This is a genomic window from Halomonas sp. SCS19, from assembly GCF_040147015.1.
Taxonomy (GTDB): domain Bacteria; phylum Pseudomonadota; class Gammaproteobacteria; order Pseudomonadales; family Halomonadaceae; genus Halomonas; species Halomonas litopenaei.
On record NZ_JAMSHN010000001.1, the window covers coordinates 3,049,749 to 3,062,758 of the forward strand.

Below are 13,010 nucleotides of genomic sequence, written 5' to 3' on the forward strand. Positions count from 1 at the left end.
ACCACGGCGCTAGAGTAGTTGGTGCGTTCTGTATACAAAAACAAGTAATGAGGTGTTCGATGATTCGCAAAGTTGGATACATGGTGGCGCTGTGTGGTCTCTCGCTTTCGCCTTCCCTGGCCGTGGCGGATGCCTTCGAGGTGGCCATGCTATTGCCGGGGCAGAAGGATGACGGCGGCTTCATGGAGGCGGGTTACCGTGGACTCGAGCGCATCGAGGCCGAACTTGGCGCCGAGATCAGCTACGAGGACGGGATAGCGCCGGAGCCCGACGCACTTGAGGCCGCCCTGCGGAGATTGGCGGATGCCGGGCCGGACCTGATCATCGCCCACGGCGGTCAGAATTCCGAGGCGGTGATGACGGTGGCCGCGGACTATCCCGAGGTGCTGTTCTCCGTCACCCAGGGGGATGTCACCGGCGACAATGTGTCGAGCTATGAAGTCCTTCAGGAGCAGTCCGCCTGGCTCGCCGGTGCAGCGGCGGGTCTGCTGACCCAAAGCGGCGTGGTGGGCCATATCTCGGGGATTCGCGTCACTCCGGGTCTCAAGGGCCGCGGGGGCTTCTACCACGGTCTGCAGCATACCCGGCCGGACGCCGACTTCCTCACCATCTTCGCCGGCGATCAGGACGATGTGTCACTGGCCCATGACGTGGCCAGCGCCCAGATCGAGGCCGGTGCCGATATCATCTTCACCATGTTGAATGCGGGTCGCCAAGGGGCCATCGAGGCGATGCAGGAGGCTGAAGGCGTTTGGCAGTTCGGCAATGTGCGCGAGTGGCATGAGGACTACCCGGAGGTGTTCGCCGGCTCCGCCATCGCCAACGTGTCCATGGCGGGTTTTGTTGCTGCCGAGGCGGTCAAGCAGGGCAGCTGGAGCTCGGGTGAGGTGGTGCGTATCGGCCTGGAGAACCCGGAGGCGGTGCGTCTGTCGCTGGCGCCCTGGGTCGAGGACGACATCGTCGCAGAACTCGATCGCCTCGCCGCCGAGATCGTCGAAGGAAGCATCGAGGTACAGACGTCCTACGACGCCGAGGAATTCTCTCTGTAGCAGGGGCAAGTCTCTCGCTGCTCAATGATGGATCAGCACCATGCAAGAAGGCGGCCGCAAGGCCGCCTTCTTCGCTGTGTGTCGGGTTCCTGCCCGGTCCATCGATCCGGTCAGCCCATCAGCAGGGCACTAGCCATCCCGCCACCGACCACCAGTAGCACAAACAGGATCAGGGCGAGCAGAAAGGGCTTCACGCCGAGCGCCTTGAGGCGAGACATCCGGGTGTTGATGCCAAGCGCGGCCATGGCCATGGTCAGGGCGATCTGGCCGGCCAGCACCAGACCCGAGTGCAGCGGCGCGGGCAGGGTGATGACGCTGTTGACGCCGACCATGGCGATAAAGCCGAGGGCAAACCAGGGGATCACCAGCTTGGCCTTGTGTGCGCCCTGAGCGCCGGCCTCGGCGCCTTCCTGGGTCGGCTGACGCAGCCACCATTGGCCGACCACCAGCAGGAAGGGCACCAGCAGCATCACCCGCACCAGCTTGACGATGACCGCGTTGGCCAGGGCATCCGGGCCGACGGCGTCGCCGGCGGCGACCACCTGGGCCACCTCATGCACGGTAGCGCCGATATAGACCCCGAACAGTCCCTCGTCCATGCCCAGCCACGGATACAGCAGCGGGTAGGTCAGCATGGCCAGGGAGCCGAACAGCACCACCGTGGCCACCGCCATGGACGCCGCTGCCGGCTTCGAGCGAATGGTCGACTCGGTGGCGAGCACCGCAGCGGCGCCGCAGATGGCGCTGCCGGCACTGGTCAGCAGGGTGGTCTCGCGATCCATGCCGAGCACCCGGGTGCCGATCTGGTAGCCGACCAGCAGTACCGCGGTGATGATCAGCGCGTCCAGCAGCAGCACCTTGGGCCCGAGTCCGACCACCTGAGCGAAGGTCAGCGACAGGCCGAACAGCACGATGCCGCCGCGCAGCAGCCAGCGGGTAGCGAAGGCGAGCCCCGGCTGGGCGCCCTCGACGGTGCGCTTGAGCGGCAGATTGCCGACCACGATGCCCAGCAGCAGGGCGAACACCAGCGGACTGACGCCTGCGTCGGCGATACCGGGCAGTCGGCTGATGGCCTGCCCGGCCAGCGTCAATAGTGCGCATAGCGCAAGTCCTTGCCACATGAGCGGATCTCCTCTTCGTGTCAGGGTATCGCCGCTACCGGCTCGTCTGGGTGGAGCCTGAGGCGTCGCTTCGATAGGGAGATTCTAGGCGTGGATATGCCAGATGATTATCGTGTAATAACGAAACCTGTTATAAGCTGAGCCGATATAGGAGCCGTTGTCGTTTCCCCGCCATCTTCCCTGCAACCGTCGAGCACCGTGATGAGTTTCTCGCCAGACAGTCCCACCCGCTCCCATATCACCCTGCGCCAGCTCGAGGTCTTCGTGGCGGTGGCCCGGCTGGGAACCGTCAGCGCCGCGGCCAGACAACTGAGCCTGTCCCAGTCGGCGACCAGCCAGGCGCTGGCGGACCTGGAGCGTCAACTTGGTGTCACCCTGTTCGAACGCCCGGGACGGCGGCTTGGCCTGAACGACATGGGCCATCGACTGCTGCCGCGCGCCGAACAGCTGCTGGATGATCTGGGTGAGCTGATCGCCGCCGCCGAGGAACCGGGAGACGAGCTCCACGGCAGCCTGGCGATCTCCGCCAGCGCCACCATCGGCACCTATCTGTTGCCGCCGCTGGCCGGGGAGTTCGGCGGACTGCATCCGGGGGTCGACCTGCGCCTGAGGCTTCGCAATACCGGCGAGGTGATCTCCGAGGTACAGCGCTTCGACGCCGACCTGGGGATGATCGAGGGGCGCTGTCACGAGCCGGGACTCGCCAGCGAAGTGTGGTGCGAAGATCATATGGTGATTGTCTGCGCGCCCGGACATCCGCTGGTGGCCAAGGGCCGGGTCGAGGACGCTGATCTGGTCGAGCAGTCGTGGATCCTGCGCGAGATCGGCTCCGGCAGCCGGGAGGTGCTCGAGGCGGCGGTGCTGCCCCGGGTGCCGAGGCTCAAGGTACGCATGGAGCTGGGGCAGCACGAGGCGATCAAGCAGGCCGTGGCGGCGGGCCTGGGACTGGGTTGCCTGTCGCACCTGAGCGTGCGGGGAGAGCTCGAACGAGGGGAGTTGCTGGCGCTGTCACATGACCTGCCGCTGACCCGCCACTTCTCGCTGGTGTGGCATCCGGACCGCTACCGCAGCCCGGCCTGGCAGGCCTTCAAGGTCTTCTTGATGGAACAGAGAAGCCGTTTCGCGCTGCCGGTGCAGGACGCCTAGAGGATCTGAGCGTTGCCGGTCCACAGCAGAATGGCGGCGATCACCGCGAAGTGGGCCTGGGGGTATCAAGAGCAGGCGAGCCACCTTGGCGGGTTCTTTGACCGTTGCCGGTGCCGTTACATTATCTGAGCGTTGCCGGTCCACAACAGAATGGCGGCGATCACCGCGAAGTGGGCCTGGGGGTATCAAGAGCAGGCGAGCCACCTTGGCGGGTTCTTTGACCGTTGCCGGTGCCGTTACATGACCTGAGCGTTGCCGGTCCACAACAGGATGGCGGCGATCACCGCGAAGTGGGCCGGATACCATGCGAGCCACATCCGCCGCGGCATGACGATGCCGGGCGCGCGGCATAGCCGGTGAGCACCAGCGGCCAGCAGCAGTACCGCCAGGACCGTGGCCACGGTCACCGACTTGGCCATGTCGGAGCTGTTCATCATGCCTGCCACCAGCAGCAGCGGCAGGCAGCCGACCACCGCCAGCAGGCGCGAGAGCAGGGCGTCGTCGGTACGATGGAGCTGGCCCATGCCGAGCATGAAAAACGGCACCAGCAACAGGCCATGGTGGCCGTATTCGACCCAGAAGCCGGCAAAGTACCAGCCGGTTGCCACGCCGAGGGTTTCCAGCGCCAGGCGTACATGGCCCAGCTCTCCGGCTTCCTGTCGCCGGGTCAGTTGCTCAAGCCAGTGGCCGGCCATCAGCCCGAGCGCCAGGGTAAAGCAGATGTTGAGCTGAAACAGCGCCTCGCGGGGCATCAGTTGGTAGGGTAACTGGGCCAGCAGACCGATGATCATCACCCGGCGTGCGTAGCGCAGCGGATCACGGGTATTGAATAGCCCGTGCCAGGCGACCATGCCGGCGAACAGCGGAAAGGCGATACGGCCCACGCTCGAGTCGACCCAGCCAAGGTGCCAGGCGTCGGTGGCCAGGTAGCGTGCCAGGTGGTCCAGGGTCATGGTGACAAGCGCGATCCACTGGCCCCAGCCGGTCCAGTGGGAGGACGGTCGTTCGTGGTAGCTGGCGCTGGCGACGTAGGTCATCGGACTTCCCTGTTGTTCGGCTTGCCAGGGTAGACTTGTGCCTGGCCGACAAGTTCCGCAGGAGTCAGAGTAGAGCTTCGACACCGACCAGGATCAGCACCGGGTCAAGGATCGCTGCGACAGCCCCTGCAAGAGCCGACAACAGCGCTGAGACAATAACAACATCACCACCGAGGAGACGCCATGAAGAATGGCTTCGGCTTCGACCTGCGCAGTATGGAAATCTTCGTCGAGACCCTGGAACGCGGTAGCCAGAGCGCCGCCGCCGAGGCGCTCGGCCTGACCCAGTCGTCGGTGTCGCATTGTCTGGCGACCCTTGAAGAGAGCCTGGGGCTGGCGCTGTTCGAGCGCCGCTCGCGGCCGCTGGAACCCACCAGCGCCGGACGCTTCTTTTATGACCGTGCCCGCCGTCTGCTGGGCGAGGCCCGGGATACCCGCCGCGAACTGATCACCGGTGCCTTCGGTCAATTGCATCAGATGCGCCTGGCGCTGGTGGATTCGCTGGCCACCGCCGTGGGCAAGCCGCTGATCGACGTCATCCGCCGCCACACCCGTGACTACACCTTGACCACCGGGCTTTCGCACATGCACGGGCACTCGCTGCTGACGCGGCACGTGGACGTGATCATCTCCGACGATCGGCTGGAAAACTACGACGGCCTGGAGCGTCACAGGGTGCTGGACGAGCCCTTTGTGCTGGTGTTGCCGGCGAGCTGGACGGGGCCTGCTGACAATCTGCGCTGGCTATCGCGTCAGCTCGACTTCGTGCGCTACGTGCCGCAGTCGCTGATCGGCCAGAGTATCGAGCGCCACCTGCGCCTGGCCGGAGTAGAGCTGCCGGCGCGGCTGCACCTGGACAATACCTGCGCCTTGCTCAAGGCGGTGAGCGACGGCGTCGGCTTTACCGTGACGACCCCGCTGTGCCTGTATCAGGCGGGGCTCGATCAGCTCAGGGTGCGCATCGAAGCGCTGCCGCTGGCGCCGCTCAAGCGCTCGTTGACGCTGGTCGCCAGGCGCGACGAACTCGGTGGCTTGCCTGGACAGCTGGCGCGGGACGCCCGCCGCCTGCTGGACGGCGACTTTCGTGCCACGCTCACCGAGGAGCTGCCCTGGGTCGAGGAGCAGATCGTCACTTCCGTCTGAGGGGCTTCCCGGCGATGGCCAGTTGCATGGCCGGTTTCGGTGCAGTGGCTGCTTTTCTCTGCACTTTGCTTGAGCAGTATCGAAAGCTTCGATAGTCATCACGTCGTTGAAGTCGATGCAACTGGCACGTCCGGCCAGGCTGGGCCAAGACTCAGGAGATTCCTCTTGTGTCCGGGAGCGCCCATGCCGGCAGCCATTCGTCTCTACGTCCGCTACGTGGACCGATTCAATCGGCGTATCGGTCGTATCGTCATGTACCTGATCTTCGTGATGATCGGGGTCCTGCTCTATGCCTCGCTCTCGCGCACCCTGTTTGATCGGCCGTTGATCTGGGGCGTCGAGGTCTCTCAGTTCCTGATGGTCGCCTACTTTCTGCTGGGCGGCGCCTACTCCATGCAGCTCGACGACCATGTGCGCATGGATCTCTTCTATACCCGACTGTCGCCACGGGCCAAGGCCATGAGCGACATCCTGACCATGCTGCTGTTGCTGGTGTTCCTCGCCACCCTGCTGGCCGGCGGCATCTCCAGCACCAGCTACGCGATCAAGTACGGCGAGACCAACTACAGCTCCTGGGCGCCGCCGCTGGCGCCGATCAAGATCATCATGACCCTGGGGGTGGCGCTGATGCTCGCCCAGTGCCTCTCGACCCTGTTCAAGGATATCGCCGTGCTGAGAGGACACCCGCTCGAGCAGACCGAGGGGGAGAAGGACGGGAAGGACGGGGAGGGCGATCGATGAGCCATGAAATGATCGCGCTTATGCTGCCCTTGTCGAGAGCGTCGATGATGTTGCTGTTTCTAAGCCAGAGCCAGGGACGGAGGGCGATCGATGAGCTATGAAATGATCGCGCTGACGATGTTCTCTTCGATGATGTTGCTGCTGTTGACCGGACAGCGGGTGTTCGGCGTCATCGGCTTCGTCGGCGCGGCGGCGGCGCTCTTGCTGTGGGGCGATGGCGGCATGGAGATGCCGTTCAGCGCTGCCATCCAGTTGATGAACTGGTATCCGCTGTTGACCCTGCCTTTGTTCATCTTCATGGGGTACATGCTCTCGGAGTCGGGCATCGCCTCCGAACTTTACGAGATGTTCCACGTATGGATGGGCGGGCTCAAGGGCGGGCTCGCCGTGGGTACCATCGGCCTGATGGTGGTGGTCTCGGCGATGAATGGACTGAGTGTGGCCGGCATGGCCATCGGTGCCACCATCGCCCTGCCGGAACTGCTGCGCCGGGGCTACGACAAGATCATGGTCACCGGGGTGATCCAGGCTGGAAGCTCGCTCGGCATCCTGGTGCCGCCCAGCGTGGTGCTGGTGCTCTACGGCATGATCGCGCGACAGCCGGTCAGCCAGCTATGGCTGGCCGGAGCCATCCCCGGGTTGATCCTGGCGGCGATGTTCGTCATCTACATCGTGGTGCGTTGTCGCCTGCAGCCGAGCCTGGGCCCGGCGCTGCCGCCGGAGGAGCGCAACCTGTCCACCGCCGACAAGCTGAAGCTTCTGCGCGCGGGCATCATGCCGCTGGCAATCTTCTTCTTCATGACCGGGCTGTTCGTGATGGGCGTCACCAGCCTGGTCGAGAGCGCCGCGGTGGGGGCGCTGTCGGCGACCCTGGCGGCGGCGTTCAAGCGCCGTCTGACGCTGGCGGTGATCGAGACCACGGTGCGCCGCTCGCTCGGCATCACCTGCATGTTCATGTGGATCATCCTGGCGGCGCTGTGCTTTGGCGCGGTGTTCGACGGTCTCGGCGCGGTGCGCGCCATCGAGTCGGTATTCCTCGACCAGTTCGGCCTCACCCCCTGGCAGATCCTGGTGATGATGCAGCTGTCTTACATTCTGCTGGGCATGTTCCTCGACGACACCGCCATGCTGGTGATCGTGGCGCCGCTGTACGTGCCGCTGGTGATCACCCTGGGCTTCGACCCGATCTGGTACGGAGTGCTCTACACCATCACCGTGCAGATCGCCTACATGACCCCACCGTTTGGCTACAACCTCTTTCTGATGCGCGCCATGGCCCCGCCGGAGATCAGTCTCGGCGACATCTACCGCAGCGTCTGGCCATTCGTCGCCATCATGCTGGCGGGGCTTGCGCTGATCACCGCGTTTCCCGAGCTGGCGCTATGGCTGCCGGGTCTGTTCAGGGACTACTGAGGCAGGACTGTCGCGGTCTTGGCCCGGCAGGCAGGGATGTGAAGCAAGAAGCTTTAAAGAAGGCAGGAGAAGACGACAACAGGCGTCCTTTACAGACGTCACGTCAGGCAACAACAACGAAAACGGGAGAGAACGGATGACCAATCGTCGCGACTTCCTCAAGAAGGCCGGTGTCGCCACCGCCGCCACCGTGGGGGCGGGCACCCTGGCCGCCCCCTACGTCCACGCCCAGTCGAAGACGCCGATCCGCTGGCGACTGCAGACCTACGCAGGACCAGCCCTGGCGGAGCACGTGATCAAGCCTTCCATCGAGGCCTTCAACAAGGCCGCCAACGGCGAGATGGAGATCGAGCTGTACTTCTCCGACCAGCTGGTGCCCACCGGCGAGCTGTTTCGGGCGATGCAGCGGGGCACCATCGACGCGGTGCAGAGCGATGACGACTCGATCAATGCTCCGGTCGATGTCTCGGTGTTCGGCGGCTACTTCCCGTTCGCCTCGCGCTATAGCCTGGACGTGCCGACCCTGTTCAACCACTACGGCCTCAAGGAAATCTGGGAGGAGGCCTACGGCGAGATCGAGGGAGTGACCTGGCTCGGCTCCGGCAGCTGGGACCCCTGCAACTTTGTCACCCGGGAGCCGATTCGCAGCATCAAGGACCTGGAGGGCAAACGGGTCTTCACCTTCCCCACCGCCGGGCGCTTCCTGACCCGCTTCGGGGTGGTGCCGGTGACCCTGCCGTGGGAGGACATCGAGGTCGCCATGCAGACCCGCGAACTCGACGGCATCGCCTGGGCCGGCATCACCGAGGCCTACACCGTGGGCTGGGCGGACGTCTCCAGCTACTACCTGACCAACAATATTTCCGGCGCCTGGGCCGGCTCCTACTTCGCCAACAGTGAACGCTGGAACGAGCTGCCGGATCACCTGAAGACGCTGTTCAGAATGTGCATGGACAGCTCTCACTACTATCGTCAGCACTGGTACTGGTGGGGCGAGGCCCACTACCGCACCCAGGGCGGCAAGCTGGAGCTGACCTCGATCCCGGAAAGCGAGTGGCAGACCATCGAGGACGAGGCGCTGAGCTTCTGGGACGAGATCGCAGGCCAGAGCGAGCGCAACGCCAAGGTGGTGCAGATCCTCAAGGACTATCGTCAGACCATGCAGCAGGCGGGACCTCCCTACCGTTACAGCTGACACTCACGGCAGATATCGGGCGTTGCGGGCCGGCCCGGCAATCAAGGTCGGCCCGTTGTTTCTTCGCCCTTGTTCCTTCGCCCATGAGGAGGGTGATCGATGTCAGGACTCAATCCCAGGGACGTGCGCACGGCGGATGACGCCCGCCGGGTGGTCGAGGCGCGCAACCTCTCCCACGTCAAGATCGGTTTCCTCGATCTGGACGGGGTGATGGTCGGCAAGTACATGCACCGCGACAAGTTCTTTGCCGCCCTCGACGGCGGCTTCGCCTTCTGCGACGTGGTGCTGGGCTGGGACAGCAAGGACGAGCTGTACGACAACACGCGCTACACCGGCTGGCACACCGGCTATCCCGACGCCCAGTTGCGCGTGCTGCCGGAGAGCTGTCGCGAGGTACCCTTTGAAGGCGACATGCTGCTGTTCATGGCCGAATTCACCGAGCGGGCCGAGGCGATCTGTCCGCGTGGCCTGCTGCGGCGAGTGCTGGGCCGGGCCGCCGAGATGGGCTTCTCGGTACACGGCTCGCTGGAGTATGAATTCTTCATGTTCCAGGAGACGCCGGAATCGGTGCGCGAGAAGGGCTTTCGCAACCTGCGCCCGCTGACCCCGGACATGATGGGCTACTCCATGCTCAGGAGTTCGGTGCATGCCGAGCTCTACCACGAGCTGCTGGAGCTGTCCCAGCGCATGGACTTCCCCATCGAGGGGCTGCACACCGAGACCGGGCCAGGCGTGCTCGAGGCCGCCATCGGCGTCGACGAGGCGCTGGCCGCCGGCGACAAGGCGGCGCTGTTCAAGACCTTCACCAAGGTGTGGGCCCAGCGACGCGGCCTGATGGCCACCTTCATGGCCAAGTGGTCGCCGGACTATCCCGGCCAGAGCGGCCATATCCACCTGTCGATGAAGCACCTCGAGAGCGGCGAGTCGGCCTTCTACGACGCCGACGCCGAGCACTCCATGAGCGCCATCCAGCGTCACTTCGTCGCCGGCCAGCAGCGGCTGATGCCGGAGTTTCTGGCCATGTTCGCCCCCACCATCAACAGCTACACCCGGCTGATTCCCGGCTTCTGGGCGCCGACGGACGCCACCTGGGGCGTCGAGAATCGCACCACCGCCCTGCGCGTGATCCCCGGCAGCGCCAAGTCCCAGCGGGTCGAATACCGGCTCGGCAGCGCCGACGCCAATCCCTACCTGGCGCTGGCCGCCGCCATCGGTGCTGGCCTTTATGGTATCGAGCAGGGGCTCGAGCCCGATACCGCGGTTACCGGCAACGCCTACGAACTCGATCACCCCGAGCACCAGGCGCTGCCGCGAACCCTGTGGGAGGCGGCCCAGCGGCTCAAGGCGTCGACGCCTGCGCGCGGGCTCTTTGGCGACGACTTCGTCGAGCACTTTGCCGCCACCCGGGAGTGGGAGGAGCGCGAATTCCGTCGGCATATCACCGACTGGGAGCTCGATCGCTACTTCGAGATCATCTGACGCGGATGCCCGGCATCATGACGATCGACGGACGATAGAACGTCATCGAGATCATCTGACGCGGATGCCCGGCATCCCGCCAACCGACAGACGAGAGAACTGCATGGCCATTCAACAGACGATATCGCCGGTGGACGGCTCGGTGTACGTGGAGCGCGAGCAGGCCGGCGCGGCCGAGATCGAAACGGCCCTGGTCCGCGCGGTCGAGGCCCAGCAGGACTGGCGCGAGCGTGACGTCGCCGAGCGCTGCCGCCTGTGCAGTGCGATGGTGGACGCCTTCGTCGCCCGGCGCGATCAGCACGCCGAGGAGCTGTGCTGGCAGATGGGCCGGCCCATTTCTCAGGGCGGCGGGGAAATCGGCGGCTTCGAGGAGCGTGCCCGGGCAATGATCGCCATGGCGCCTGAGGCGCTCTCGCCGCTGCGCCTGGCCGACAAGCCCGGCTTTACCCGCTATATCCGCCGCGAACCGCTGGGCGTCTCGCTGATCGTCGCGCCCTGGAACTTCCCCTACATGACCGCGGTGAACGCCGTGGTGCCGGCGATCCTCGCCGGCAATGCGGTGATCCTCAAGCACTCCGCCCAGACCCCGCTGTGTGCCGAGCGCATGGTCGAGGCCGCCCGAGAGGCGGGTATCCCCGAGGGGGTGTTCCAGTACCTGCACCTGAGCCACCAGGCCACCGAGACGCTGATGGGGGACCCTCGCATCGACCATGTGTCCTTCACCGGCTCGGTGGGCGGTGGTCGCACCGTCGAAGCCGCCACCGCCGGGCGCTTTATCGCCACGGCGCTGGAACTCGGCGGCAAGGACGCCGCCTATGTGCGCGCCGACGTCGACCTGGACAGCGCGGTGGAAGGGGTGATGGACGGCGCCTTCTTCAACTCGGGCCAGAGCTGCTGTGGCATCGAGCGGATCTACGTCGAGCGCGCCATCTTCGATGACTTTGTCGAACGGGCGGTGGCCTGGCTCAAGCAGCTCAGGCTCGGCAACCCCTGCGACCCGTCCACCAGCCTGGGACCGGTGGTCAAGCCCGCCGCCGCCGACTTCGTGCGGGGCCAGGTGGAGGCCGCGGTGGCCGCCGGCGCCCGCGCCTGGATCGACCCCGGCGACTATCCGCTGTCGCGCCCCGGCAGCGCCTATCTGGCGCCACAGCTGTTGACCGGGGTCGACCACAGCATGGCGGTGATGCGCGAGGAGAGCTTCGGCCCGGTGGTCGGGGTGATGGCGGTGGACGGCGACGACGAGGCCATCGCCTTGATGAATGACTCCGAGTTCGGCCTGACCGGGGCGATCTTCACCCGCGACCTGGTCGCCGGCGAAGCGCTGGCCGCGCGGCTTCAGGTGGGCACCGCCTTCGTCAATCGCTGCGACTATCTGGACCCGGAGCTGGCCTGGACCGGCGTCAAGCATTCGGGTCGCGGCTGCTCGCTGTCGCGGCTCGGCTTCGACAGCCTGACCCGGCCCAAGTCCTTCCATCTGAAACACGCCTGAGGCAACCATGAGCGATATCAGCCGCTACACCACCAGCTGGAACTACCCCTCGGCCATCCTCACCGGCGCCGGTCGGATTCGTGACCTGCCGGCCCAGTGCCGAGAGCTTGGCATGACAGCGCCGTTGTTGATCACCGATCCGGGGCTCGCGGCGCTGCCGATGGTGCGCGAAGTGCTCGATCACTGCGCCGGCGAAGGACTCAGGGCGGGGCTGTTTGCCGAGATCAAGGGCAATCCCACCGGTGCCAACGTCATCGCCGGCGTCGACGCCTTTCGCCAGGGTGAGCACGACGGCGTGATCGCCTTCGGCGGAGGCTCCGGACTCGACGCGGCCAAGGCGGTGGCGCTGATGGCCAATCAGCGCGACGGCCTGTCGCTGTGGTCGCTGGAGGACGTCGGCGACAACTGGAAGAACGCCGACGGCGACGCCATCGTGCCGCTGGTGGCGGTGCCGACCACCGCAGGTACCGGCTCGGAGGTGGGACGCGCCTCGGTGATCACCGACGAGGCCGAGCGGGTCAAGCGCATCATCTTCCACCCCGGCATGGTGCCGGCCCGGGTGATCCTGGACCCGACCCTGACCGTGGGCCTGCCCCCTGCGGTTACCGCCGCTACCGGTATGGATGCCCTGTCCCACTGTCTGGAGGCCTGGTGCGCGCCGGGCTATCACCCCATGGCCGAGGGCATCGCGGTGGAGGGCATGCGCCGGGTCCGCGACTATCTGCCCCGGGCCTACGCCCACGGCGACGACCTTGAGGCCCGGCTCAACATGCTGGTGGCATCGAGCATGGGCGCCACCGCCTTCCAGCGGGGGCTCGGCGCCATGCATGCCCTGGCCCATCCACTGGGGGCGCTGTACGACGCCCACCATGGCACCTTGAACGCCATCCTGATGCCCTATGTGCTCAAGGCCAACGAGCGCGCCATCGGTGAGCCCATGGTGCGCCTGTGTCGCTATCTCGATATTCGCCAGCCGGGCACCTCAAGTGCCATCGACTGGGTGCTCGAGCTGCGCGAGCGGCTCGCGATCCCCCACGACCTGGCGGCCATCGGCATCGATGACGCCGAGGCGGTGAAGATCGGCGAAATGGCGGTGGTCGACCCGTCCGCGGCAAGCAATCCCATCGCCTTTACGGCCGAGGATTATCAACGCATCTTCCTGGCGGCCCAGCAGGGCCGGCTATAGCGCTTGGTATA

11 protein-coding genes are annotated in these 13,010 nt (G+C 65.6%); 9 read left to right on the forward strand and 2 right to left on the reverse strand.

The genetic code is table 11. The features are described from left to right. Window positions 1-59: 59 nt before the first annotated feature. A complete protein-coding gene (locus NFH97_RS13300) occupies window positions 60-1,049 on the forward strand; it encodes a BMP family protein (protein WP_349624935.1) in 990 nt (329 codons plus the stop codon). Between the two features lie 110 nt (window positions 1,050-1,159). On the opposite strand, the gene NFH97_RS13305 is transcribed toward NFH97_RS13300, so the two are convergent. Then, window positions 1,160-2,170, reverse strand: a complete 1,011-nt coding sequence (locus NFH97_RS13305) for a YeiH family protein (protein WP_108132395.1) — start codon at window positions 2,168-2,170, stop codon at window positions 1,160-1,162. Window positions 2,171-2,371: 201 nt separating this feature from the next. Between NFH97_RS13305 and NFH97_RS13310 the strand changes: the two genes are divergently transcribed. Then, the gene (locus NFH97_RS13310; protein ID WP_349624936.1) at window positions 2,372-3,316 is read left to right on the forward strand and encodes a LysR substrate-binding domain-containing protein; all 945 of its coding nucleotides are present in this window, start codon (window positions 2,372-2,374) and stop codon (window positions 3,314-3,316) included. A gap of 236 nt (window positions 3,317-3,552) precedes the next feature. Here NFH97_RS13310 and NFH97_RS13315 read toward each other — a convergent pair whose 3' ends face one another. After that, window positions 3,553-4,353, reverse strand: a complete 801-nt coding sequence (locus NFH97_RS13315; protein WP_124803332.1) for a TraX family protein — start codon at window positions 4,351-4,353, stop codon at window positions 3,553-3,555. A gap of 183 nt (window positions 4,354-4,536) precedes the next feature. Here NFH97_RS13315 and NFH97_RS13320 point away from each other — a divergent pair, with 183 nt between their 5' ends. The 7 genes from NFH97_RS13320 to NFH97_RS13350 all read left to right on the forward strand — a co-directional run bounded on the left by NFH97_RS13320 (window position 4,537) and on the right by NFH97_RS13350 (window position 12,999). Further along, window positions 4,537-5,496: a LysR family transcriptional regulator gene (locus NFH97_RS13320; protein ID WP_045992806.1), complete on the forward strand. Its 960-nt coding sequence runs from the start codon at window positions 4,537-4,539 to the stop codon at window positions 5,494-5,496. A gap of 183 nt (window positions 5,497-5,679) precedes the next feature. Further along, window positions 5,680-6,237, forward strand: a complete 558-nt coding sequence (locus tag NFH97_RS13325) for a TRAP transporter small permease subunit (RefSeq protein ID WP_349624937.1) — start codon at window positions 5,680-5,682, stop codon at window positions 6,235-6,237. 90 nt (window positions 6,238-6,327) lie between these two features. Further along, the gene (locus NFH97_RS13330; protein ID WP_045992804.1) at window positions 6,328-7,650 is read left to right on the forward strand and encodes a TRAP transporter large permease; all 1,323 of its coding nucleotides are present in this window, start codon (window positions 6,328-6,330) and stop codon (window positions 7,648-7,650) included. A 136-nt stretch (window positions 7,651-7,786) separates the two neighbouring features. Further along, entirely contained in the window at window positions 7,787-8,845 is a 1,059-nt protein-coding gene (locus NFH97_RS13335; RefSeq protein ID WP_045992803.1) for a twin-arginine translocation signal domain-containing protein, read from the forward strand. A 99-nt stretch (window positions 8,846-8,944) separates the two neighbouring features. Beyond that, window positions 8,945-10,324, forward strand: a complete 1,380-nt coding sequence (locus tag NFH97_RS13340; RefSeq protein ID WP_108448232.1) for a glutamine synthetase family protein — start codon at window positions 8,945-8,947, stop codon at window positions 10,322-10,324. Window positions 10,325-10,427: 103 nt separating this feature from the next. After that, window positions 10,428-11,813, forward strand: a complete 1,386-nt coding sequence (locus NFH97_RS13345) for an aldehyde dehydrogenase family protein (protein ID WP_349624938.1) — start codon at window positions 10,428-10,430, stop codon at window positions 11,811-11,813. A 7-nt stretch (window positions 11,814-11,820) separates the two neighbouring features. Further along, entirely contained in the window at window positions 11,821-12,999 is a 1,179-nt protein-coding gene (locus NFH97_RS13350; RefSeq protein WP_185696393.1) for an iron-containing alcohol dehydrogenase, read from the forward strand. The last annotated feature ends 11 nt before the right edge of the window (window positions 13,000-13,010 follow it).